Consider the following 23,428-nt stretch of genomic DNA (forward strand, 5'->3'; position numbering starts at 1 on the left):
TCATGCACGGCGAATCTCCGATCAAACGTCGCGAATCCCGCAAGATCTGGGTCGGCAATGTGCCGGTGGGTGGTGATGCGCCCATCGCGGTGCAGAGCATGACCAACACCGACACCAACGATGTCGCCGCCACCGTGGCGCAGATCCAGCGCCTGGTCGATGCCGGCGTGGACATCGTCCGTGTCTCGGTACCGGACATGGACGCCGCCGAGGCGTTCGGCAAAATCAAGAAACTGGTCAGCGTACCGCTGGTCGCCGATATCCACTTCGACTACAAGATCGCCCTGCGCGTGGCCGAACTGGGCGTCGACTGCCTGCGCATCAACCCGGGCAACATCGGCCGTGAAGACCGTGTGCGCGCCGTGGTCGATGCCGCCCGCGACCGTGGTATCCCGATCCGCATCGGCGTCAACGCCGGCTCCCTGGAAAAGGACCTGCAGAAGAAGTACGGCGAGCCGACCCCGGCGGCGTTGGTCGAATCGGCCCTGCGTCACGTCGAGCACCTTGACCGCCTGGATTTCCAGGACTTCAAGGTCAGCGTCAAGGCCTCCGACGTGTTCATGGCCGTCGAAGCCTACCGCCTGCTGGCCAAACAGATCATCCAGCCGCTGCACTTAGGCATCACCGAAGCCGGCGGCCTGCGCTCGGGGACGGTGAAATCCGCCGTCGGCCTAGGTATGCTGCTGGCCGAAGGCATTGGTGACACCATCCGCATTTCCCTGGCCGCCGATCCGGTCGAGGAAGTGAAGGTCGGCTACGACATCCTCAAGTCGCTGCACCTGCGTTCCCGTGGCATCAACTTCATCGCCTGCCCGAGCTGCTCGCGGCAGAACTTCGATGTGGTCAAGACCATGAACGAACTGGAAGGGCGCCTGGAGGACCTGCTGGTGCCGCTGGACGTGGCGGTGATCGGTTGCGTGGTCAACGGCCCGGGTGAGGCCAAGGAGTCGCACGTGGGCCTGACCGGCGGCACGCCGAACCTGGTGTATATCGACGGCAAGCCATCGCAGAAGCTGAACAACGACAACCTGGTCGACGAGCTGGAAAAGCTCATCCGCCAGAAAGCGGCCGAGAAGGCCGAGGCCGACGCGGCGCTGATCGCCCGCGGCTGAGACACAGATTCGTAAGGACTATTCGTGAGCAAATCGCTGCAAGCCATCCGTGGCATGAACGACATCCTGCCCGACCAGTCGCCGCTGTGGCGCTACTTCGAGGGCACCGTGGCCGGCTTGCTGGACAGCTACGGCTACAGCCAGATCCGCACGCCGATCGTCGAGTTCACCGAGCTGTTCAAGCGCTCGATCGGTGAAGTCACCGATATCGTCGAGAAGGAGATGTACACCTTCGAGGACCGCAACGGCGACTCGCTTACCCTGCGCCCCGAAGGCACCGCCGCCTGCGTGCGTGCCGTGCTCGAGCACGGCATTACCGGCAACGGCCAGGTGCAGAAGCTCTGGTACATCGGCCAGATGTTCCGCCACGAGCGGCCGCAGAAGGGCCGCTACCGCCAGTTCCACCAGATCGGCGTGGAGGTGTTCAACCTCGACGGCCCGGACGTCGACGCCGAACTCATCATGCTGACCTGGCGTCTGTGGGGCTTGCTGGGTATCCAGGATGCGGTCGAGCTGCAGCTCAACAGCCTGGGCACCAGCGCAGCCCGCGCGCGTTACCGCGATGCGCTGGTCGAGTACCTGTCGGCCCGCCTCGAACAACTGGATGAAGACAGCCAGCGCCGCTTGAAGAGCAACCCGCTGCGCATCCTCGACAGCAAGGACCAGAACACCCAGGCGGTACTGGTTGGCGCACCGAAGCTCGAAGACTACCTGGACGAAGAGTCCCGCGTGCACTTCGAGGGCCTGAAGGCCCGCCTGGACGTCGCCGGCATTCCGTTCGTGATCAACACCAAGCTGGTCCGCGGCCTGGACTACTACAGCAAGACCGTGTTCGAGTGGGTCACCGACAAGCTCGGCGCCCAGGGCACCGTCTGCGCCGGTGGCCGTTATGACGGCCTGGTCGAGCAGATGGGCGGCAAGCCCACCCCGGGCGTCGGTTTTGCCATGGGCATCGAGCGTCTGATCCTGCTGCTGGAGACCCTGGGCAAGGTGCCCGAGTCGATCAGCCGTACCATCGACGTCTACCTGTGTGCCTTTGGCGAACAGGCGGAGTTGGCCGGCCTGCGCCTGAGCGAAAGCCTGCGCGACCTCCAGCCAAACCTGCGCCTGGCGGTCAACGCCGGTGGCGGCAGCTTCAAGAGCCAGTTCAAGAAGGCCGACAAGAGCGGCGCGCTGTTCGCCCTGATCCTCGGCGACGACGAGCTGGCCAAGCAAGAGATTGGCGTGAAGCCCCTGCGCGGCCAGGGCGAACAACAGAACATTGCCTGGGATGCGCTTGCTGCGCACCTGGAAACCGCGATCGCCCAGGCGTGACGCGGTCCGACAACGAATAGGCGAATAGGAGTATTGGGGTGTCGAGTACCGATGATGAAGGCCTGGCAGCGGCCAAGGACTGGTGGAACCGCAACGGCAAGCCACTGCTGACCGGCGCCCTGCTGGCCGGTGTGGTGGTGATGGGCTGGCAGACCTGGCACAAGTATCAGGCCAACCAGTCGCAAGGCGCTTCGGCGTTGTATCAGGCCCTGCTGGAAACCTCGCTGACGCCAGATGGCAAGCCAGACGCGAGCAAGGTGGCGGAGCTTTCCGGCAAGCTCAAGAGCGAGTACGGCGGCACCGCCTACGCCCAGTACGGCAGCCTGTTCGTCGCCAAGGTGGCGGTAGAGAGCGGCAAGCTGGACGACGCGGCGAGCGAACTCAAAAGCGTGATGGACAAGCCGGCCGACGCCACCCTGAGCGAGATTTCGCGCCAGCGCCTGGCCCGCGTGCTCGCGGCCCAGGACAAGGCCGAGGACGCCCTCAAGCTACTCGATGGCGACACCGACAAGGCCTTCCTGGCCAGCCGTGAAGAACTCAAGGGCGACCTGCTGGTGCAGCTGGGCCGCGCCGACGACGCGCACGGCGCCTACGAAAAAGCCAAGGCCGCGCTGTCCGACGACGCCGCGATCGGTGGCCTGCAACTGAAGCTGGATGACCTGGCCAAAGGGGACGCCTGAAGTGAAGGGTTGGAAACAAGCAGCAGTGCTCACCCTCGCCGTCCTGGCGGCGGGTTGCAGCAGCAACAGCAAGAAGGAACTGCCCCCGGCCGAGCTGACCAAGTTCACCGAGGAAGTGGTGCTGAAGAAGCAGTGGAGCCGTTCGATCGGTGACGGCCAGGGTGAGACCTACAACACCCTGGTGCCAGCCATCGAGAACGACCGCATCTACGCTTCCGATGTCAACGGCGAGGTCTTCGCGCTGAACCGCATCACCGGTGACGTGGTGTGGAAGAAGGACCTCGAGCTGCCGGTTTCCGGCGCCGTGGGCGTGGGCTATGGCCTGGTCATGCTGGGTACCCTCAAGGGCGAGGTCATTGCCCTGGACTCCAGCACCGGCGAGGAGCGCTGGCGCTCCCGCGTCTCCAGTGAAGTGCTGGCACCGCCCGCCAACAACGGCGACGTGGTGGTGGTGCAGACCCAGGACGACCGCCTGGTCGGCTTCGACGCCGCCACGGGCGACCGTCGCTGGATCTACGAGAACAGCCCGGCCGTGCTGACCCTGCGCGGTACCGGCGCGCCGGTGGTGACCAACCGCCTGGCCGTTGCCGGCCTCTCAACCGGCAAGGTGGTGGCGGTCGACATCAGCAACGGCGTGCCAGTGTGGGAAAGCCGCGTGGCCGTTCCGCAGGGCCGTTCCGAGCTGGACCGCGTGGTGGACATCGACGGCGGCCTGCTGCTGTCCGGTGGCACCCTGTACGTCAGCACCTACCAGGGCCGCGTCGCCGGCCTGGACCTGGAAAGCGGCCGCGTGCTGTGGCAGCGCGATGCCTCCAGCTACGTGGGTGTCGCCCAGGGCTTCGGCAACGTCTACGTGAGCGAAGCGTCGGGCACCGTGCAGAGCGTCGACGAGCGTTCTTCCAGTTCGCTGTGGAGCAACGACTCCATGGCCCGCCGTCAGCTGTCGGCGCCGGAAGTGTTCTCCAGCTATGTGGCTGTCGGTGATTTCGAGGGTTACCTGCACCTGCTCAGCCAGGTCGATGGCCGTTTCGTCGGCCGTGAGCGTATCGACAGCGATGGCCTGCGTGCCCGCCCACTCGTGGTCGGCGACACCATCTACGTCTTTGGCAACAGCGGCAAGCTCGAGGCACTGACTATCCGCTGAAGCTATGCTTGAGCCCGTTCGCGGGCTCAGGTTGCGGCGTAGGAAACGCCGCCCGAACTCCGGCCGCTGCCTTGCAGCGGCCTTTGCATTTTCAAGAATTCAAGAGTGGAGAGCCGCATGGTTCCCGTAATCGCCCTGGTGGGCCGCCCCAACGTCGGCAAATCCACCATGTTCAACCGCCTGACCAAGACCCGCGATGCCATCGTCGGTGACCTGTCGGGCCTGACCCGTGACCGCCAGTATGGTGATGCCAGCTGGCAGGGTCGCTCGTTCATCCTGATCGACACCGGTGGTATCACCGGCGACGAAGTAGGCATGGACGAGAAGATGGCCGAGCAGTCGCTGATGGCCATCGAGGAAGCCGACTACGTCTTGTTCCTGGTCGACGCCCGTGCTGGCATGACCGCCGCCGACCAGATGATCGCCGACCACCTGCGCAAGCGGAACAAGTCGGCGGTGCTGGTGGCGAACAAGATCGACAACATCGACCCCGACATCGCCCGCGCCGAGTTCTCGCCGCTGGGCATGGGCAACGCCATCCCGGTGGCCGGCTCCCAGGGCCGTGGTATCAACGCCCTGATGGAGTCGGTGCTCGGCCACATTCCGCGTGACGCCGAAGAAGAAGCCCTCGACCAGGACGTCGCCGAAGGCGAAGAGGCCGTGCGCATTCCCGGCCCGAGCGAAAAGGACGGTATCAAGATCGCCATCATCGGCCGCCCGAACGTGGGCAAGTCGACGCTGGTCAACCGCATGCTCGGTGAAGAGCGTGTGGTGGTGTACGACGAACCTGGCACCACCCGCGACAGTATCTACATCCCGTTCGAGCGCGATGGCGAGAAGTACACCTTCATCGACACCGCCGGCGTGCGCAAGCGCGGCAAGATCCACGAGGAAGTCGAAAAGTTCTCGGTGGTGAAGACCCTGCAGGCGATCAAGGACGCCAACGTGGTGATCTTCGTCATGGACGCCCGCGAAGGCGTGGTCGACCACGACCTCAACCTGCTGGGCTTCGCCCTCGACGCTGGCCGGGCGATCGTCATTGCACTGAACAAGTGGGACGGCATGGAGCCGGGCGAGCGCGACTATGTGAAAACCGAGCTTGAGCGCCGGCTGTTCTTCGTAGACTTCTGCGACATCCACTTCATCTCCGCCTTGCACGGCACCGGCGTTGGCCACCTGTACAAGTCGGTGCAGGCCGCGTTCAAGTCGGCGGTTACCCGCTGGCCGACCAGCCGCCTGACGCAGATCCTCGAAGACGCCATCAGCGAGCACCAACCGCCGCTGGTCAACGGCCGCCGCATCAAGCTGCGCTATGCCCACCTCGGTGGCGCCAACCCGCCGCTGATCGTGATCCACGGCAACCAGACCGAGAAGGTGCCCAAGTCCTACTCCCGTTACCTGGAGAACACCTACCGCCGCGTGCTCAAGCTGGTCGGCACGCCGATCCGCATCGAGTACAAGGGCGGTGAGAACCCGTACGAGGGCAACAAGAACACCCTCACCGATCGCCAGGTCAACAAGAAGCGCCGCCTGATGTCGCACCACAAGAAGGCCGAGAAGAAGCGCCGCGACAAGCGCTGATTCCGTGCTGGCTTCATCGCCGGCAGGCCGGCTCCCACAGCGTATGCACAAGCCACAATACCTGTGGGAGCCGGCTTGCCGGCGATAGGGCCCTTTGATCCACCGCAATCCCCCTATTGTTTCAACCTTTTTCCTGACCGCTCGTTCCGCTATGCTCGGATCCACCCCCGTGCCGGACAAACCCCAGGAAAGAGGGCTCCATGATCCGCAGCAAACTGCCGAACGTCGGCACGACCATCTTTACCACCATGTCGCAACTGGCCATGCAGACCGGTGCGCTCAACCTGTCCCAGGGCTTCCCTGACTTCAACGGCCCCCAGGCCTTGCTCGATGCCGTTGGCCGCCATGTGGCAGCCGGGCATAACCAGTATTCGCCGATGACCGGCCTGCCAGCCCTGCGCCAGCAGGTTGCAGCCAAGATCGCCCGGCTGTATGGCGTGGCAGTGGATGCCGACCAGGAAGTGACCATCACCCCGGGCGCCACAGAGGCGATCTTCTGCGCCATCCAGGCGGTGATACATCCCGGTGACGAGGTGATCGTCTTCGACCCCAGCTACGACAGCTACGAGCCGTCGGTGGAGCTGGCCGGTGGCCGCTGCGTGCATGTGCCGCTGCGCGACGGCAGCTTCAGCATCGACTGGCAGAAGTTCAGCGACGCCCTGAGCCCGCGCACGCGCATGGTCATCCTCAATTCGCCGCACAACCCAAGCGGCGCCTTGATCAGCCGCGACGACCTGGACCAGTTGGCTGCGTTGATCGGCGACCGCGATATCTACCTGGTCAGCGACGAAGTCTACGAGCACCTGATTTACGACGGCGTGCGCCACGCCAGCGTGCTGGCCCACGCGCAGCTGTACAGCAAAGCCTTCGTCATCAGCTCGTTTGGCAAGACCTATCACGTCACCGGCTGGAAAACCGGCTACGTGGTCGCGCCACCGGCGCTCAGCGCCGAATTGCGCAAGGTGCACCAGTACGTCAACTTCTGTGGCGTCACGCCCTTGCAGTGCGCCCTGGCCGACTTCATGGCCGAGCACCCTGAGCATATCGACGAACTGCCGGGCTTCTACCAGGCCAAGCGCGACCTGTTCTGCGACCTGCTGCAAGGCTCGCGCTTCAGCTTCACCCGCACCCCAGGCACCTATTTCCAACTGGTGGACTACTCGCAGATCCGCCCCGACCTGAACGACGTCGACATGGCTCTGTGGCTGACCCAGGAGCATGGCGTGGCCAGCATTCCGGTGTCGGTGTTCTACCAGCAACCCATCCCCGAGCAACGCCTGGTACGCCTGTGCTTTGCCAAACGCGAGGAGACGCTGCGCCAGGCAGCGGAAAGACTATGCGCGATCTGAGCCAACTGCCGAACCTTAAAATCGCCTTGGTGCAGACCACCCTGGCCTGGCACGACCGCGAGGCGAACTACGCGCACTTCGAGGAGCTGATCACCCAGGCCGGCGAGGTGGACCTGGTGGTCCTGCCGGAAATGTTCACCACCGGCTTTTCGATGGAGTCCGAAAGCCTGGCCGAGCCGGAAAACGGTCCTACCTACAAATGGCTCAAGGCCCAGGCGAAGAAAGCCAACGCCGTGATCACTGGCAGCGTGATCATCCAGGCCGCCGACGGCAGCCATCGCAACCGGTTGCTGTGGGCGCGGCCCGATGGCGAGATCCTGCATTACGACAAGCGCCACCTGTTCCGCATGGCCGGCGAGCACAAGCACTACACTCCGGGCGAGCGCCAGGTGCAGTTCGAGCTCAAGGGCTGGCGGATTCGCCCGCTGATCTGCTACGACCTGCGTTTCCCGGTGTGGAGCCGCGATGCGCAGGACACCGACCTGCTGCTGTACACCGCCAACTGGCCGGCGGCGCGGCGCCTGCACTGGAACCGGCTGCTGCCGGCACGGGGCATCGAGAACCTGTGCTTCGTGGCAGCGGTGAACCGGGTCGGCACCGATGGCAAGGGCTTCGCCTACTCCGGCGACAGCCAGGTGCTGGACTTCCAAGGTGAGAGCCTGCTCAGCGCGGGCGAGGCCGACGGGGTATTTACCGTGGTGCTGCGGGCGGCTGAGCTGGCCGCGTATCGGGCGCGGTTCCCGGCCAACATGGATGCCGATACCTTCGAATTGCATTGATTGCTGCGCGGGCCTCATCGCTGGCAAGTCGCGGCGGCGAACCGCAGCTCCCACAGGGACGGCGCTTGGCTTGAGGGCGGCGCGGTCGGAGTGGGAGCCGGCTTGCCGGCGATGAGGCCGGCATTGCTGACCTGACTGTCTGATCAGTACACATCCCGGCGATAGCGCCCATCCTCGATCAGCCGCTGCACCCGCTCCTCGCCCAGGATTCCCTGCAACGCCGCATCCACCCCGGCCGCCATCCCTTGCAAACTGCCGCAGACGTACACACAGGCGCCGTCATCGACCCAGCGCTTGAACTCGGCAGCCTGTTGCAACAGCACGTCCTGCACATAGATCTTCTCTGCCTGGTCCCGTGAGAAAGCCAGGTCCAGCCGTTGCAGGTCGCCGCTTGCCACCCAGCCTTGCAGTTCCTCACCGCACAGCAGGTCGTGCGCCCGGTTGCGCTCACCGAACAGCAGCCAGTTGCGTTGCTCGCCTGCCGCGATGCGCGCCTTGAGCAGGCTGCGCAGGCCGGCCAGGCCGGTGCCGTTGCCGATCAGTACCAGGGGGGGCGATCCGCCGGGCAGGTGGAAGCCGCTGTTGCGACGCAGGCGTGCGCTGACGCTGCCATCGATTGGCAGATACTCGGTCAGCCAGCCGGAACCCAGGCCCAGGCTGCCATCGGCGTGGCGCTCCTGGCGCACGATCAGCTCCAGCGCGCCGTCGCTGGCGATGGATGCAATCGAGTACTCGCGGGCGGCCAGCGGGATCAGGGCATCGACCAGCGCCTGTGCATGCAGCCCCACCAGGTGTTCGCGGCCGACCGGCAACTGGCGGCTGGCCAGGGCCTGCGCCAGGTTTTCCTGCAGACCGTCGAGCTGCACCGGGCAACGAGGGTCCAGGCCCAGGCCTGCCAGGAAGGCATCGACACGGGGCTTGCCATTGCGCGGCACGATCTCGATCAGGTCGCCGGCTTCCCAGGTCGCGGGCATTTGCGCCTGCAGCCCCAGCAGGTAGACCGGGGCGCCCTGGCTGCCCGGGTTGAGCAGTTCACGGCGCAGCAGATGCCAGTTGCCGAAGCTCGGCGGCTGCCAGGCGGCGATCGGACGGGCGCCGGTCAGTTGCGTCAGTTCCTGTTGCCACAATTGAAGCGCGGCGGGGTCGGCATTGTTCACTTCCACCGGGCTGAAGGCGCAGGTGGCGCCACGCTCGCCAAGCCAGGCCTGGAGGCGGCGGGCGAAGCCGCAAAAGTGCGGATACTGGCGGTCACCCAGGGCCAGCAGGGCGTAGTCCAGATGCTCGAGTGCCCAAGGTTGGCCGAGCACCTTGCGCTCGAAGCCGCGGGCGCTGTCCGGGGCTTCGCCGTCGCCGAAAGTGCTGACCACGAACAGGGCGCGGCTGGCCTGGCGCAATTGGGCTTCGCCCAGCTCGGCCAGCGGGCGTACCTGCACCGGCAAGCCGGCGGCTTGCAGCTGGCCGGCGCTCTGCCAGGCCAGTTGTTCGGCGAAACCGCTCTGGCTGGCGAAGCCGATCAGCCAGCTGTCGCCAGCGTTGCCCCTGTCGGCCACTGCGCCACGAGCGGCGCGTACCTGGCGTTTCTTGCGCCGACGGTCGAGGTACAGCAGCCAGCCGGTGACAAAGAACAGTGGCATGGTCAGGCTGGCGAGGGTGACGATGATGCGCCCCGGCAGACCGAAGTATTCGCCGACGTGCAGGGCATAGACGCTTTGCAGCAGTTGCGCTTTGAACGACTTGTCGGCATAGCGTTCGTGACGCTTGACCTGGCCGCTGGCCGGGTCGAGGGTGAGGGTGTTGAAGGCCCGCTCGTGCTCGGCGCCTTGCAGCAGGTAGAACAGCGTCGCGGGCTGGCCGCCGGCCGGCGGCAGGCGCAGGTTGTAGGTGGCCAGGTCCGGGCCTGCGGCTGCCTTGAGGTTGGCCCAGATGGCGTCATAGTCCACCACCCGTGGCGGGGCGTTCTTGTCCACTTTGGGCGGACCATGACGACCGCCACGGCCTTCGCCGCGTTTCTGCTCGCCCGCCGCGGGCTGGTCGGCCAGCAGGCGGTTGAGGCCTTCGCGGTACCACTCGTAGGACCAGAACAGCCCGGTCAGGGCGAACAGCAGGTAGAACAGCAGGCACCAGGTGCCGAACACCGCATGCAGGTCCCAGTTGAAGGCACGGCCTTTCCTGGCCCAGTCGAGGGTCAGCCAGGTCCGCCAGTTCAGGGCCTTGCGCGGCCAGCGCAGGTACAGCCCCGAGAGGCAGAAGAAGATCAGCATCAGGGTGCAGGCGCCGGTGATCTGCCGGCCGGTGTCGCCCATGGCCAGGAACCGGTGCAGGTTGAGCATGAGGTTGAAGAAGCCAAGGCCTGCGACTTCACCCTTGAGCTCGCCGGTGTACGGATCGGCGTAGCGCAGCGCGCCACGGCGCTCGCCGGGCGCCGGGGTGAAGAAGATCCGCGCGGCGTTGCCGTCGCGGGTATCGACCCAGAGCATGGAGACCTGGTCGCCTTGCGCGGCCTCGACCCGACGTACCAGCTCGGCCGGCGGCAGCACGCCTTCCTGGCGTACCTCGACCTTGAGCACCTCGGCGTTGAACGCGCGCAGCAGTTCTTCCTGGAACGACCAGATCGCGCCGGTGATGCCCATCAGCGCCAGCACCAGGCCGGCGCTGATGCCAAAGAACCAGTGCAATTGGAACAGCGTCTTCTTCACCACATCGATCACCTTGTCTTGCCGCCAGCAATTGCGCGGCGTGCATTATGCCTTGATACGCAAAAGCCCCGTTCAATCGATTGAACGGGGCCTGGGGTGCGGCTTTTAGAAGTGGACGCTGGTGGTCAGCAATGCCGTGCGTCCCGCCGCCTGGTTGGCGAAGTGGGTGGAGTAGGCCTTGTCGTAGTAGACCTCGTTGGTGAGGTTCTGCACGTTCAACTGCAGGTCGATGTTCTTGGTCAGCTTGTAGGCCGCCATGGCGTCGTAGCGCACGTAGCTGTCGACCATGGTGGTGTTGGCCACGCTGCCGTAGACGTCGTCGACATAGAAGGCGCCGCCACCGACCGTCAACTTCGGCGTCAGCTGGTAGGTGGTCCACAGGCTGGCGCTGTTGTTCGGCGTGTTGGGCAGCTGGTTGCCGTCGTTCGCCTTGCCCAGCGGGCCACCGTCGATCTGGCGGGCCTGCATGTAGGTGTAGCCGGCGAACACCTGCCACTTGTCGGTCAGCTTGCCGCTGGCCGACAGCTCGATGCCTTGCACACGGGTTTCACCGACGTTCTCGTAGGTGTTGGTGTTGACCTGCACCCGGGCGTTTTCCTTCTCGGTGCGGAACAGCGCCGCTGCCAGGGACAGGCGCTGGTCGAGCAGGTCCCACTTGGTGCCGATTTCGTAGTTGGTGGTTTCTTCCGGCTCCATGTCACTGTTGAGCAGGTTGCCGGAGCGGTCGGTGGTGTTGCCCAGCGGGTTGCCTTCGGTGCCCTCGCCGAGCATGGCGCCAGGCGGTGTGGCCGAGGTGGCGTAGGACACATAGATGCTGCCGTTGTCGGCCGGCTTCCACACCAGGCCCAGCTGGCCGGTGATGAATTCGCTGGTGTCCTGGCCCTTGGCGGGTACGCCTTTGGTGCTCACTGCGGTACTGCCGTCGGCATTGTAGCCACGGTAGTCGGTGTCGAAGTGGTCATAGCGCAGGCCCATGTTGAGCAGCCACTGCGGGGTCAGCTCCAGGGTGTCGAAGACATAGAGTGCGCGGGTCTTGCTGCTGGTCTTGGTGCCGGCGTAGTTGCGCGCGACGGTGCCGACCCAGGCATCGTCCGGGTTCGGGTTGTCCAGCGAGGTGCAACTGCCGCCGCTGCCCGGCCCGGTGCAGGTGAGCTTGCTGTTGGGGGTGACGGTGTAGCTCTGGCGGTCGGACTCTTCCTTGGTGAACTCGATGCCGGTGGAGAAGCTGTTTTTCAGGCCGCCCAGGTAGAACTCGCCGAACAGGTCGGTCTGGTTGGTGGTGGTGGCGGTGTTGCCCACACGGGTGTTGGCGCGACGCCAGACGCCGTTGTTGTTGACGTTGCCGGCGCTGTCGTCAGGCTGGGTCAGCACGTAGTCCTGCATGCTGTTGCCGTGGCGCAGGGTGTTCTTGATGGTCAGTGTGTCGGACAGGTCGTGCTCGATGGCGAAGGTCGCGATATCGACACGGGTCTTGCGGAAGTCGCGGCCGGTCAGGCCGTAGAAGTTGTCGCTGTCACCGCCGTCCACCGGTTTGTCCGGATGGGCAGAGGTACGGGCTCCGCTGCCTGCCAATGGCACGCTGTAGGGGATGCCGGAGTCCGGCAGGTCGTCGCTTTCCAGGTGGTAGTAGTCGAGGTTGACGCGGGTCGGCGTGCCCAGGCCGAACGCTAGCGACGGGGCGATGCCCCAGCGGTCGTAGTTGACCTTGTCGCGGCCGGCGACGTTGCTCTCGTGGGTCATCAGGTTCAGGCGCCCGGCGACGCTGTCGCTGAACTGGTAGTTGCCATCGAAGGTGTAACGCTGGGTCTGGTCGCTGCCCCAGGTCCAGGCGCCGTCCAGCGAGTTGCCCAGGTGCGCGCGCTTGCTCACCAGGTTGATGGTGCCACCGGCCGCACCGCGACCACCAATGGCCGAGTTCGGTCCCTTGGCCACTTCGACAGACTCGATGGCGAAGATTTCGCGGGTCTGGGCGCCGGTGTCGCGCACGCCGTCCAGGTAGGTGTCGCCCTGGGCGTCGAAGCCACGGATGAATGGGCGATCGCCTTGCGGGTTGCCGCCTTCGCCGGCGCCGAAGGTGATCCCGGGTACCGTGCGCAGGGCGTCCTGCAGGGACATGGCGTTGGTGTCCTTGATCACCTGCTGGGGAATCACCGTGATCGAGCGCGGCGTGTCCACCAATGGTGCGGTGTACTTCTGCGACGAGGCCTTGTCGACCTTGTACTCGGTGCTTGCCTGTTCGGCCTTGCCATTGACGCTGGTGGCGTCGAGGGTGATGGCGTTGCTGGCGGCCGGGTCGGCGGCATAGGCCGAGGTGGCGGTGATCGCCATGCCGATGGCAGAGGCGAGCAGTCGTGGTGAACTCACAGCAGATGGCACGTGACGCATTGTTGTAGACCTTCCCCAAGGTATGAAGGCCGCGGATGTTAATGTAAGCGAATGTAAGGAACAATTGAGAAGCGTTACCATTCGCCAGGAATTTACATTCTTTACAATTTTGCCTTACGGTTTTTACGGTCTCATCCGTCGCGCTCTGGAGAAAGGGACTTGTGGTAGGTAAAAGGTAATCAATATCATTGACGCCCCTATCGCTCTCGGTGCCGTCGCCATGCTGCTTCACATCCCAGGCCTGTTCGAGGCTGACGAAATTCTGCGCATCCGCCAGGCCCTGGAGCAGGCCGATTGGGCAGACGGCAAGATTACCGCCGGTTACCAGTCGGCCAAGGCCAAGCACAACCTGCAGTTGCCTGAGGGGCATGCGCTGGCCAAGGAGATCGGCAATGCGTTGATCGAGCGGCTGTGGCGCAACCCGTTGTTCATGTCGGCGGCGCTGCCGCACAAGGTGTTCCCGCCACTGATCAACTGCTATCGCGAGGGCGGCAGTTTCGATTTCCATATCGACAATGCCCTGCGCCAGCCCAAGGGCAGCCCGGAGCGCGTGCGTACCGACCTGTCCTCGACGCTGTTTCTCAGCGACCCTGACAGCTATGACGGCGGCGAGCTGGTGATCCAGGACACCTATGGCGTGCGCCAGGTCAAGCTGGCCGCCGGCGACCTGGTGCTGTACCCCGGCACCAGCCTGCACAAGGTCAACCCGGTCACCCGCGGGGCGCGCTATGCGGCGTTCTTCTGGACCCAGAGCCTGGTGCGCGAGGACAGCCAGCGCACCTTGCTGTTCGAGATGGACAATGCAATTCGCCAGCTCGGCGCCGATGTGCCCGAGCACCCGTCGCTGCTGCAACTGACGGGCACCTACCACAACCTGCTGCGCCGCTGGGCCGAGGTCTGAGCCGTGTCTTATCAATTGCGTCGTGAGGAAGTGGTGGATGTGGCCGGGCTCAAGGCGATGCTCGAGCACAGCCCGGGACAGGCCGCGCAGGCGATCCTCACGGCGGCGGGGCAAGGGGCGGTCGAGGCGCAGCTGTTGCTTGGGCAGATCCTGCTCGATGGGCGCGGTATCGAAGAGGATGCCAACGTGGCCCGGCGTTGGTTCGCCATTGCCGCCCAGGGTGGCAGTGCCATGGCCCACAACATGCTTGGCCGTTGCCTCGAGCATGGCTGGGGTGGCGAGGTGGATCTCGCCCAGGCGGCCATTCACTATGCCCGGGCGGCCGACGCCGGGCTGGACTGGGGGATGTACAACCTGGCCAATCTGCTGGCCACCGGTCGTGGGGTGGCGGCCAACCAGTCCCAGGCGTTGATGTGCTACGAGAAAGCCGCGCAGCTGGGGCATGCCAAGTCGATGAACCTGTATGGGCGGTATCTGGAGCAGGGCATTGCCACCGCTGCGAGCCCGGTGCGGGCCATGCGCTGGTATCGCCGTTCGGCCGAGGCGGGGGATTTCCGCGGGATGTTCAGCCTGGCGCTGGTGCTGGTCGAGCGGGGGCAGATCGCCGAGGCCGGGCCGTGGCTGGACCGGGCCAGGGTCGAAGGCAACCTGAATTTCCTGCGCAGTGCGCTGGTGACGTTGCAGGGGGCGGGGCCAGCATTGATGGCCTTTGCGGCGCGTTATGCCGAGGAGATCGAACGGCGTGGTACTTGAGTATGTCTGTTCCGGTCATATCGCGGGGCAAGCCCGCTCCCACGGTTATTCACCACGGGTGTGGGAGCGGGCTTGCCCCGCGATAGAATTGAAAACGGGGCCTTGCGGCCCCGTTGTGCATTACAGGTAGTAGGCTTTCAGCGGCGGGAAGCCGTTGAACTCCACCGCGCTGTAGCTGGTGGTGTAGGCACCGGTCGACAGCCAGTACAGGCGGTCACCGATGGCCAGGTTCAGCGGCAGGCCGTACTTGTAGTTTTCGTACATGATGTCGGCGCTGTCGCAGGTCGGGCCGGCGATGACGACTTCTTCGGTTTCGCCTTTCTTTTCGGTCCAGATCGGGAACTTGATGGCTTCGTCCATGGTTTCGATCAGGCCGGAGAACTTGCCCACGTCGGTGTAGATCCAGCGCTCGACGGCAGTACGAGACTTGCGCGCCACCAGCACAACTTCACTGACCAGGATGCCGGCGTTGGCGATCAGCGAACGGCCAGGCTCCAGGATGATTTCCGGCAGGTCGTCACCGAAGTCTTCCTTGAGGAAGCGGATGATCTCTTCGGCGTAGGTCTCGAGGCTGTTGGTGCGGGTGATGTAGTTGGCCGGGAAGCCGCCGCCCATGTTGATCAGCTTCAGCTCGATGCCGTCTTCTTCCTTGAGGCGCTCGAAGATCACCTTGACCTTGGCAATGGCTGCGTCCCACACGCTGATGTCGCGCTGTTGCGAGCCGACGTGGAAGGAGATGCCGTAGGGCACCAGGCCCAGGTCGCGGGCGAGGATCAGCAGGTCCATGGCCATGTCGGTCTGGCAGCCGAATTTGCGCGACAGTGGCCAGTCGGCAGTGGTGGAGCCTTCGGTGAGAATACGCACATAGACTTTCGAGCCCGGCGCGGCCTTGGCGATGTTGCGCAGGTCGGCCTCGGAGTCGGTGGCGTACAGGCGCACGCCTTTCTCGTAGAAGTAGCGGATGTCCTTGGACTTCTTGATGGTGTTGCCGTAGCTGATACGGTCGGCGCTGACGCCGCGGCCGAGCACCTTGTCCAGTTCATAGATCGAGGCGATGTCGAAGCTCGAGCCCTTTTCCTTCAGCAGGTCGATGATCTCGACCGCCGGGTTGGCCTTGACCGCGTAGTAGACCTTGGCGAATTCGAACCCGGCGCGCAGGTCGTCATAGGCCTGGCTGATCATCTGGGTATCGATGAGAACGAACGGGGTTTCCTGCTTGTCGGCGAACGCCTTCATTTTCTGGAAGGTGTCACGCGCAAAGTAGTCTTCGACCTGGATCGACATGCTCAGGGGCTCCATGGGCAAACTGAAAAGATAAGTGGCAGCAACTGAACGTCCTCCGTATCCCCACTTTGGTTCGCCTACTTCCCAAGGCATGTCGCCGAAAGCAAAAAGGTCAGCCGTGCTTGGAAAAGGCGGATGACCTTGCTGTCTCGTCGTCAGTACTTGAGCCGGATGGATCGTTTCCAGCATGGACGTTCGGCGCGCACTTTAGGACGTGAAAACGGCAATATCAACAGGCAATCCCGGGGTACTCGTCGCCTGTCGCGGAGCTGCCGCTGTGATAACCGACTGATGGGCGCCCGGTAGGTTCCTGAAAAGGCCATCAGCGTAAAAAATTGTGGAATAGGTGGCGATCTGGCCGCGATCGGCTGACAGCTTCATTCTTTGCATGATGGCTCTGGTTTCGCTGCGAAAGGGCGGAGGAAACCGTGTGTGACCGTTTGTCGGGGGCTGAGACAGGGCTGCGAATGGACACTGAGTGTTCAAATTTATGGCCACGTGCTCAGCCCGGTCTTTACCGCGAAATTGGCCATAAATTTTTTGTTACGCAGAGCCCGTCGTGGCCATTGGTCGTGCAGGGGACATGTCGATTGCCGTCCTTGATGAGAAACATTACTATTCGCGACCTCATCTGCCTCCCTGACGACCCCGACCGTGTCCGGACCCAAAGGCTTCCTCGACCATTACCAAGAGCTGATCGGCACCTGGACGCGCAAACTGCGCAGTCGACAGCAGGCCGAGGACCTCACCCACGACGCCTTTGTGCGGGTGCTGGAAAACCCGCGCGAGCAGGTCGAACAGCCACGCGCCTATCTGCACCAGACCGCCCGCAACATCGCCGTCGACGGCTTTCGCCGCGAGGACCGGCGTCAGGCCTTGGAGCTTGAGGCCTTCGCAGGGGACATGGCCGCAGGGGACGATCCGGAAGCGTATGTACATGCCCTGGAACTGGCCGACAGCGTCGAGCGGGCGCTGGCCGAGCTGCCGCTGAATTGCCGCAGGGTGTTCGTCTGGCAGAAGCTCGAAGGCCTGACCCAGGCCGAGATCGCCGAGCGCATGGGTTTGACCAAGAACATGGTCGAAAAGTATATGATCCGCACGCTCCGACATCTGCGTGAGCACCTGGATGTGTCGGCCAGATGAGTCAGGAGACCCCTTCGATGAAACAGCACGTGCCCGATCCCGTGGGCGAGCAGGCGGCCTGCTGGTTCGCCCGCGCTCAGGACGCGCCGCACGACAAAGCCGTGCACGCGGCATTGCAGGCGTGGTTGGCGCAGCACCCCTCAAATCGGCAAGAGTACGAGCGCCTGGCGCAACTGTGGCGCGCCGCCGACTTCATTCCGCGGCAACGCCTCGAGGCGCTGTGCCAGCCCGAGCCGGTGCGCCAGCTTCCGCGCCGCCGTCTACTGCGCCAGGCTTTGGCGGCCGGCGTGGCGGTGGTCGCGCTGGGGCTGGGCTGGACAGGTTGGCAGTATCAGCAGCTCAACCATCAGGACACGTTGACTACGGCCCTGGGCGAGCGGCGTCAGGTCGAACTGCCGGACGGCTCACGGCTGGAACTCAACAGTGCCACCCAGGTGCAGGTGATGTTCTCTGCGGGGCAGCGCCATGTGCGCCTGGGCGCGGGCGAGGCGATGTTCATCGTCGCGCACGACAGTGACCGCCCCTTCGTGGTGAGCACTGCCCAGGGCGATGTCACCGTCACCGGCACCCGCTTCGATGTACGCCAGGATCCGAACAGCACCCGCGTGGCGGTGGAGCAGGGTTCGGTCAAGGTACAGGGCGCGGCCGAGTCGCTGGCGCTGCTCACTGCCGGCCAGGGTTCGCATATCGATGCGCAGGGCAAGGTCGCCGCGCCCTATGCCATCGATGCCAACGCGGTGACAGCCTGGCGCCAGGGCAAGCTGGTATTCGACAACGCGCCGCTTAGCGATGTCGTGGCGGAAGTCTCGCGCTACCGTGCCCGGCCACTGCATGTGGCGCCAGGCAAGGCCGCCGCGCTACGCCTGTCGAGCACCTTCAGCACTGACGACCCGGACGCCCTGTTGCGGGCCTTGCCGAGCATCCTGCCGGTGCGGGTGAAGACCCTTGCGGACGGCTCCAGCGAAATTGTTCTGAAATAGATTCAGGTTTTTTTCCGTTCGTTCGTCTTCCCCGCCAGCTGCAACTGCCAAGCATTTCCATTTGCATGCGGTTGGCGTTTATCCCGACTCTCAGGACCCATCGAAGACGTGAACAACAATAATCCCCTTCTCCAGCTGCGCCGCCTGGCGCTGGCCCTGGCGGTCAGCGCCGCCGCCGGCAACAGCTACGCCGATACCATCCAGATCCAGGCCCAGCCATTGGCGGGCGCACTCAAGCAGTTGGGCCAGCAGACCAACCTGCAACTGTTCTTCAGCCCCGAGCTGGTGGACGGCAAGCAGGCCCCGGCGGTGTCCGGCAACCTGGCGCCGGAGCAGGCCCTGCAGCAACTGCTGCAAGGTAGCGGGCTGACCTTCGAGCAGTCCGCGGACACCGTGGTGGTCAAGCCGGCCCAGGCCGCCGGTACCCTGACCACCGGCAGCCTGGAGCTGGCGCCCACCGATATCAAGGTGGTCGGGGACTGGCTGGGCGACGCCGACCAGAGCGTGGTGCAGAACCACCCTGGCGCGCGCACCGTGGTGCGCCGCGAAGCGATGGTGGAGAAGGGCACGATGAACGTGCGTGACGCCCTGCGCGGTATCCCGGGCGTGCAGGTGCAGGATTCCAACGGCACCGGTGGCAGCGACCTGTCGCTGAATGTCGGCGTGCGTGGCCTGACGTCGCGCCTGTCGCCGCGTTCGACCGTGCTGATCGATGGCATTCCGGCGGCCTTCGCCCCCTACGGCCAGCCACAGCTGTCGATGGCGCCGATCTCCTCGGGCAACCTCGACAGCATCGACGTGGTCCGTGGTGCAGGCTCCGTGCGCTATGGCCCGCAGAACGTCGGTGGGGTGATCAACTTCGTCACTCGGGCGATCCCCGAGAAGGCCAGCGGCGAGCTGTCCACCACCCTCGAGACTTCGCGCGATGGCGGCTGGAAGCACACCGAGTCGGCCTTCGTCGGCGGCACTGCCGACAACGGCATGGGCGTGGCGTTGCTGTATACCGGCGTGAATGGCGATGGCTATCGCGAAAGCAACAACGACAACGATATCGACGACGTGATGCTCAAGACCCACTGGGCACCGACCGATGTCGACGAGTTCTGGCTCAATTTCCACTACTACGACGGCCGCGCCGACATGCCGGGTGGCCTGACCCAGGCGCAGTACGATCACAACCCCTACCAGTCGGTGCGCGACTACGACTACTTCAGCGGCCGGCGCAAGGACGTGTCGTTCAAGTGGCAGCGGCAGATCGACGACGCCACCCAGTTCGAGGTGCTGACCTACTACACCGACAGCTTCCGTGGCAGCGCCATCGCCGCCCGCGACCAGAAGACCCTGTCGTCGTACCCGCGCAACTACCACACCTTCGCCATCGAGCCACGCCTGTCGCGGATCTTCTTCGTCGGCCCGACCACCCAGGAAGTCAGCGTCGGCTATCGCTATCTGAAGGAAGCGATGCGCGAGCAGTCCACCCGCCTGGCGCTGGTCGACAACGTGCCGACCGTGACCCCGACCTCCGACGGCCATGTGTTCCAGGACCGCAGCGGTGGCACCGAGGCCAGCGCCTACTACATCGACGACAAGATAGACGTCGGCAACTGGACCATCACCCCGGGCATCCGCTTCGAGCACATCAACACCGACTGGCGCGACCGCCCGGTGATGGACGCCAACTATCGCCCAGTGCCGGAGAAGAACCGCAGCATCACCAGCAACGAACCGCTGCCAGCGCTGAGCGTGATGTACCACCTGTCCGATGCGTGGAAGCTGTTCGCCAACTACGAGACCTCGTTCGGCAGCCTGCAGTACTTCCAGCTGGGCCAGGGCGGCGTCGGCGACAGCACGGCAAACGGCCTGGAGCCGGAGAAGGCCAAGACCTACGAAATTGGTACGCGCTATGACAACGGCAACTGGGCCGGTGAGCTGACAGCCTTCTACATCGACTTCGACGATGAGCTGCAGTACATCAGCAACGATGTCGGCTGGACCAACCTGGGGGCGACCAAGCACCAGGGCATCGAGGCCTCGGCGCGCTACGACCTGTCCGGCCTGGACCCACGCCTGCAGGGGCTGTCGGTGAATGCTGGCTACACCTACACCCGTGCCACCTACGAGGGCGAGATCCCTGGTTTCAAGGGGCGTGACCTGCCGTTCTATTCGCGCCAGGTGGCCACCGCCGGCGTGCGCTACGAGGTCAACCGCTGGACCTGGAACCTGGATGCCTACGCCCAGTCGAAGCAGCGCGCGCCGGGTACCGGGATGAACGCCGATGGCAGCTTCAACGGCAACTACATCACCCAGCCGAGCGCCGACGGGCAGTATGGCGACATTCCGGGCTACGTCACCTGGCATGCCCGGGGTGGCTATGCGTTCGGGCCGCAGCTGTCGAACCTGAAGCTGGCCGCCGGGGTGAAGAACCTGTTCGACAAGCAGTATTTCACCCGCTCAAGCGACAACAACGCGGGGATCTATGTGGGTGAGCCGCGCACGTTCTATGTGCAGGCCAGTGTAGGGTTCTGATAGCGCGTCGCCTTAATCGCGGATGAATCCGCTCCTACCTGTAGGAGCGGATTCATCCGCGATGAGGCCGGCTCAGGAAATCACTGCCTGCGCCGGCGACACGATCGAGGTCTTCGCCCCGCGCGAGCGCCCAGAACTCAGGTACGCCGCAATCGACTCCTGTGTCACCTCTCCCAGGAACACCTGTTCGGCATCCAGCACCGGCAACCACGCCCGGTTGAACTCGTACATGCGCGACAGCAGGATGCGCAGGTGCTCGTCGTGCGCCGCGGTGGCATTGAACGGACGCAGGAAGTCGCCGCAGGTTCCTTGCTGGCGGTGCATGTCGCGGCGGCGCACATAGCCCAGCGCCTTGTTCGCGGCGTCTGTCACCACTGCATAACGGCGGTCGTGCTCATCCAGCAGCTCCAGCGCCTCGCTCACCGGTGTTTCCGGGCTCAGCGACGGCGCGTTGTCCGCCGCATCTTCGGCGCGTACCAGCAGCAGGCGTTTCAGGGTGCTGTCCTGGCCGACGAAGTTGCTGACGAAATCGTCCACCGGGTGTGCCAGCAGGGTGTCCGGGTGATCCAGTTGCAACAGCTTGCCGGCGCGGAAGATGGCGATCTTGTCGCCCAGCTTGATGGCCTCGTCGATGTCATGGCTGACCATGATCACCGTCTTGTTCAGGGCCCGCTGCATCTCGAAGAACTCGTTCTGGATCATCTCGCGGTTGATTGGGTCGACCGCGCCGAACGGTTCGTCCATCAGCAGCACCGGGGCCTCGGCGGCCAGGGCGCGGATCACGCCGATGCGTTGCTGCTGGCCGCCGGACAGTTCGCGCGGGTAGCGTTGCAGGTACTGCTTGGGCTCGAGCTTGATCATGTGCATCAGTTCGCGGGCGCGGTCATGGCATTTCTGCTTGTCCCAGCCGAGCAGGCGCGGCACCACGGTGATGTTCTCCTCGATGGTCATGTTGGGGAACAGGCCGATCTGCTGGATCACGTAGCCGATGTGCCGGCGCAGGGTCACCTCGTCCAGGCCGGTGGTGTCCTCGCCATTGATGAACACTTGCCCTGAGGTCGGTGTGATCAGGCGGTTGATCATCTTCAGCGTGGTGCTCTTGCCGCAGCCGGAGGGGCCGAGGAACACGCAGATTTCGCCTTCGTTGACGGTGAGGCTTACCGCGTCGACGGCTTTGACGTCCTTGCCGTTGACGTTGAAGGTCTTGCTGAGGTTCTTCAGTTCGATCATGAGCGCAGTCCTTCTGGAGTCAGGGCACGTTGCAGGGCTTGCAGGATCAGGTCGGCGATGATCGCCAGCAGGCTGACCAGCACAGCGCCGACCATCAGCATCGACATGTCGCTGCGGCTGATGGAGGTGAGGATGAGCACGCCCAGACCGCCGGCACCGATGGTCGCGGCGATGGTCATCACGCCGATGTTCATCACCACGGCGGTGCGCACGCCGGCGAGGATCACCGGCACGGCGATGGGCAACTCGACCATGCGCAGGCGCTGGCCGAAGGTCATGCCGATGCCGCGTGCGGCTTCACGGATACCGGGCTCGACGTTGGTCAGCGCCAGGTAGGTGTTGCGCAGGATCGGCAGCAGTGAATAAAGGAACACTGCAGTGATCGCCGGCAGTGGCCCCAGGCCCTGGCCGAACTTCGAGTAGAACGGCAGCAGCAAGCCGAACAGGGCGATCGAGGGGATGGTCAGCAGCACGGTGGCGCTGGCCTGCAGCGGGCCGGCGAACACCGGGAAGCGGGTCATCAGGATGCCCAGCGGCACGCCGACAAGGATCGCCAGGCCCACCGCGATGCCGACCAGCATGATGTGCTGCCAGGTCAGTTGCAGGACCTGTGCCCAGTCGAGGTGGACGAAGGTGTCGAGCAGGTTCATGGCTGTACCTCGCTGAGTGGGTGCTCACGCAGGAACGCGGCGGCCACCACCGTCGGGCTCTGGTGCTCGACATCGACCTTGGCGTTGAGCTGGCGCATGGTCTCGTCGTCCAGCTGTTCGGCCAGCGGCTTGAGCAGGGTGGCCAGCTGAGGATGTGCGTCGAGCACGGCCTGGCGCAGCACCGGGGCGGCGGTGTAGTCGGGGAAGTAGTGCTTGTCGTCTTCCAGCAGCTTGAGGTCGAACGCGTTAAGGCGCCCGTCGGTGGTGTAGACCAGGCCGGCGAACACCTGGTTGTTGCGCATGGCGGTGTACACCAGGCCACCGTCCATCTGGCGGATGTTGCGCCGGTCCAGCGGCAGCTCGTACAGCTCGCGCAGGCCGACCAGGCCATCCGGGCGGTTGGCGAACTCGGTGTCCAGCGCCACCAGGTGATTGCGGTCGGCTTCGTCATGCAGCACCTGGTTGAGGTCGCTGATCGAGTTGATCTGCGGGTAGGCCGCGGCGACGGCCTTTGGCAGGCCCAGGGCGTAGGTGTTGCTGAACTTCGACGGCGCCAGCCAGACCAGGCCCTTCTTCGCGTCGAGTTCTTTCACTCGCGCATAGGTGGCTGCGGCGTCGGGCATGCGCTCGTCGATATGGTTGTACGAGACCAGCGATACGCCGGTGTATTCCCACATCAGGTCGAGTTGGCCGGTTTCCTGGGCCTGGCGGGCGATATTGCTGCCCAGGCCGGTGGTCACCCGCACCTCGAAGCCGTTGGCGCGCAGGTGCTGGGCGGTGATTTCGGCAAGCACGGTCTGTTCGGTGAACACCCGGGCGCCGATGCGGATCTGTGGTTTTTCCGCGGCCTGGGCAATGCCTGCGCAAAGCAGGGCCGCGCCCAGGAACAAGGCGATTGTTTTCTTCATGCTTTGCCTCTTG

18 protein-coding genes are annotated in these 23,428 nt (G+C 64.5%); 12 read left to right on the forward strand and 6 right to left on the reverse strand.

Annotated features, from left to right (window positions below; translation table 11 throughout):
- The first annotated feature begins 2 nt into the window (after positions 1-2).
- The 7 genes from ispG (at position 3) to DFS21_RS07815 (ending at position 7,959) form a co-directional block, all read left to right on the forward strand.
- Complete coding sequence (gene ispG, locus DFS21_RS07785) at positions 3-1,112, forward strand: flavodoxin-dependent (E)-4-hydroxy-3-methylbut-2-enyl-diphosphate synthase (RefSeq protein WP_011532347.1); 1,110 nt, start codon at positions 3-5, stop codon at positions 1,110-1,112.
- A gap of 24 nt (positions 1,113-1,136) precedes the next feature.
- Positions 1,137-2,426: a histidine--tRNA ligase gene (gene hisS, locus DFS21_RS07790; RefSeq protein ID WP_111532092.1), complete on the forward strand. Its 1,290-nt coding sequence runs from the start codon at positions 1,137-1,139 to the stop codon at positions 2,424-2,426.
- A 38-nt stretch (positions 2,427-2,464) separates the two neighbouring features.
- On the forward strand, positions 2,465-3,106 hold the full coding sequence (locus tag DFS21_RS07795) for a tetratricopeptide repeat protein (protein ID WP_111532093.1): 642 nt from the start codon (positions 2,465-2,467) through the stop codon (positions 3,104-3,106).
- A complete protein-coding gene (gene bamB / locus DFS21_RS07800; RefSeq protein ID WP_094011722.1) occupies positions 3,081-4,250 on the forward strand; it encodes an outer membrane protein assembly factor BamB in 1,170 nt (389 codons plus the stop codon). The genes DFS21_RS07795 and bamB overlap by 26 nt, the downstream gene beginning before the upstream one ends.
- Before the next feature lie 117 nt (positions 4,251-4,367).
- Positions 4,368-5,831 carry a ribosome biogenesis GTPase Der gene (gene der, locus DFS21_RS07805; protein ID WP_102682071.1) on the forward strand — a complete coding sequence of 488 codons (1,464 nt, stop codon included), beginning with the start codon at positions 4,368-4,370 and terminating at the stop codon, positions 5,829-5,831.
- Positions 5,832-6,031: 200 nt separating this feature from the next.
- The gene (locus DFS21_RS07810; RefSeq protein ID WP_110699943.1) at positions 6,032-7,180 is read left to right on the forward strand and encodes a pyridoxal phosphate-dependent aminotransferase; all 1,149 of its coding nucleotides are present in this window, start codon (positions 6,032-6,034) and stop codon (positions 7,178-7,180) included.
- A complete protein-coding gene (locus DFS21_RS07815; protein ID WP_046854260.1) occupies positions 7,168-7,959 on the forward strand; it encodes an amidohydrolase in 792 nt (263 codons plus the stop codon). Before DFS21_RS07810 ends, DFS21_RS07815 begins: the two co-directional genes overlap by 13 nt.
- 143 nt (positions 7,960-8,102) lie before the next feature.
- Here the strand turns inward: DFS21_RS07815 and DFS21_RS07820 are convergent, their stop codons facing one another.
- Positions 8,103-10,658, reverse strand: coding sequence for a sulfite reductase flavoprotein subunit alpha (locus tag DFS21_RS07820; protein ID WP_111532168.1), 2,556 nt, complete (start codon positions 10,656-10,658; stop codon positions 8,103-8,105).
- 102 nt (positions 10,659-10,760) lie between these two features.
- Positions 10,761-13,040 carry a TonB-dependent siderophore receptor gene (locus DFS21_RS07825; protein ID WP_111532094.1) on the reverse strand — a complete coding sequence of 760 codons (2,280 nt, stop codon included), beginning with the start codon at positions 13,038-13,040 and terminating at the stop codon, positions 10,761-10,763.
- A 220-nt stretch (positions 13,041-13,260) separates the two neighbouring features.
- On the opposite strand from DFS21_RS07825, the gene DFS21_RS07830 reads away from it, so the two are divergent.
- Both DFS21_RS07830 and DFS21_RS07835 read left to right on the forward strand, forming a co-directional pair.
- Positions 13,261-13,941 (forward strand): Fe2+-dependent dioxygenase, encoded by a 681-nt coding sequence (locus tag DFS21_RS07830; protein WP_110699936.1) that lies wholly within the window; start codon positions 13,261-13,263, stop codon positions 13,939-13,941.
- A gap of 3 nt (positions 13,942-13,944) precedes the next feature.
- Positions 13,945-14,694 (forward strand): tetratricopeptide repeat protein, encoded by a 750-nt coding sequence (locus DFS21_RS07835; RefSeq protein WP_110699934.1) that lies wholly within the window; start codon positions 13,945-13,947, stop codon positions 14,692-14,694.
- 120 nt (positions 14,695-14,814) lie between these two features.
- Here DFS21_RS07835 and DFS21_RS07840 read toward each other — a convergent pair whose 3' ends face one another.
- Complete coding sequence (locus DFS21_RS07840) at positions 14,815-15,978, reverse strand: type III PLP-dependent enzyme (RefSeq protein WP_102684931.1); 1,164 nt, start codon at positions 15,976-15,978, stop codon at positions 14,815-14,817.
- 654 nt (positions 15,979-16,632) lie between these two features.
- On the opposite strand from DFS21_RS07840, the gene DFS21_RS07845 reads away from it, so the two are divergent.
- The 3 genes from DFS21_RS07845 (at position 16,633) to DFS21_RS07855 (ending at position 20,627) form a co-directional block, all read left to right on the forward strand.
- Complete coding sequence (locus DFS21_RS07845) at positions 16,633-17,121, forward strand: sigma-70 family RNA polymerase sigma factor (RefSeq protein WP_110699933.1); 489 nt, start codon at positions 16,633-16,635, stop codon at positions 17,119-17,121.
- 17 nt (positions 17,122-17,138) lie between these two features.
- Positions 17,139-18,101: a FecR family protein gene (locus DFS21_RS07850; protein WP_111532095.1), complete on the forward strand. Its 963-nt coding sequence runs from the start codon at positions 17,139-17,141 to the stop codon at positions 18,099-18,101.
- Between the two features lie 108 nt (positions 18,102-18,209).
- Positions 18,210-20,627, forward strand: coding sequence for a TonB-dependent siderophore receptor (locus tag DFS21_RS07855; protein WP_110699929.1), 2,418 nt, complete (start codon positions 18,210-18,212; stop codon positions 20,625-20,627).
- Between the two features lie 72 nt (positions 20,628-20,699).
- Here DFS21_RS07855 and DFS21_RS07860 read toward each other — a convergent pair whose 3' ends face one another.
- The 3 genes from DFS21_RS07860 to DFS21_RS07870 are packed head-to-tail and all read right to left on the reverse strand — an operon-like array spanning position 20,700 to position 23,415.
- Entirely contained in the window at positions 20,700-21,857 is a 1,158-nt protein-coding gene (locus tag DFS21_RS07860) for a betaine/proline/choline family ABC transporter ATP-binding protein (protein WP_111532096.1), read from the reverse strand.
- Positions 21,854-22,507, reverse strand: coding sequence for an ABC transporter permease (locus tag DFS21_RS07865; RefSeq protein ID WP_111532097.1), 654 nt, complete (start codon positions 22,505-22,507; stop codon positions 21,854-21,856). The genes DFS21_RS07860 and DFS21_RS07865 overlap by 4 nt, the downstream gene beginning before the upstream one ends.
- Entirely contained in the window at positions 22,504-23,415 is a 912-nt protein-coding gene (locus DFS21_RS07870) for a glycine betaine ABC transporter substrate-binding protein (protein WP_111532098.1), read from the reverse strand. The genes DFS21_RS07865 and DFS21_RS07870 overlap by 4 nt, the downstream gene beginning before the upstream one ends.
- Positions 23,416-23,428: the final 13 nt, after the last annotated feature.

Source organism: Pseudomonas sp. 2848, assembly GCF_003253945.1.
Classification (GTDB): domain Bacteria; phylum Pseudomonadota; class Gammaproteobacteria; order Pseudomonadales; family Pseudomonadaceae; genus Aquipseudomonas.

Excerpts from the sequence above, each read along its gene's own strand:
- ispG (WP_011532347.1), top strand. The coding sequence starts at position 3 with ATGCACGGCGAATCTCCGATCAAACGTCGCGAATCCCGCAAGATCTGG.
- bamB (WP_094011722.1), top strand. The coding sequence starts at position 3,081 with ATGACCTGGCCAAAGGGGACGCCTGAAGTGAAGGGTTGGAAACAAGCA.
- der (WP_102682071.1), top strand. The coding sequence starts at position 4,368 with ATGGTTCCCGTAATCGCCCTGGTGGGCCGCCCCAACGTCGGCAAATCC.
- DFS21_RS07810 (WP_110699943.1), top strand. The coding sequence starts at position 6,032 with ATGATCCGCAGCAAACTGCCGAACGTCGGCACGACCATCTTTACCACC.
- DFS21_RS07815 (WP_046854260.1), top strand. The coding sequence starts at position 7,168 with ATGCGCGATCTGAGCCAACTGCCGAACCTTAAAATCGCCTTGGTGCAG.
- DFS21_RS07825 (WP_111532094.1), bottom strand. The coding sequence starts at position 13,040 with ATGCGTCACGTGCCATCTGCTGTGAGTTCACCACGACTGCTCGCCTCT.
- DFS21_RS07830 (WP_110699936.1), top strand. The coding sequence starts at position 13,261 with ATGCTGCTTCACATCCCAGGCCTGTTCGAGGCTGACGAAATTCTGCGC.
- DFS21_RS07840 (WP_102684931.1), bottom strand. The coding sequence starts at position 15,978 with ATGTCGATCCAGGTCGAAGACTACTTTGCGCGTGACACCTTCCAGAAA.
- DFS21_RS07850 (WP_111532095.1), top strand. The coding sequence starts at position 17,139 with ATGAAACAGCACGTGCCCGATCCCGTGGGCGAGCAGGCGGCCTGCTGG.
- DFS21_RS07860 (WP_111532096.1), bottom strand. The coding sequence starts at position 21,857 with ATGATCGAACTGAAGAACCTCAGCAAGACCTTCAACGTCAACGGCAAG.
- DFS21_RS07865 (WP_111532097.1), bottom strand. The coding sequence starts at position 22,507 with ATGAACCTGCTCGACACCTTCGTCCACCTCGACTGGGCACAGGTCCTG.
- DFS21_RS07870 (WP_111532098.1), bottom strand. The coding sequence starts at position 23,415 with ATGAAGAAAACAATCGCCTTGTTCCTGGGCGCGGCCCTGCTTTGCGCA.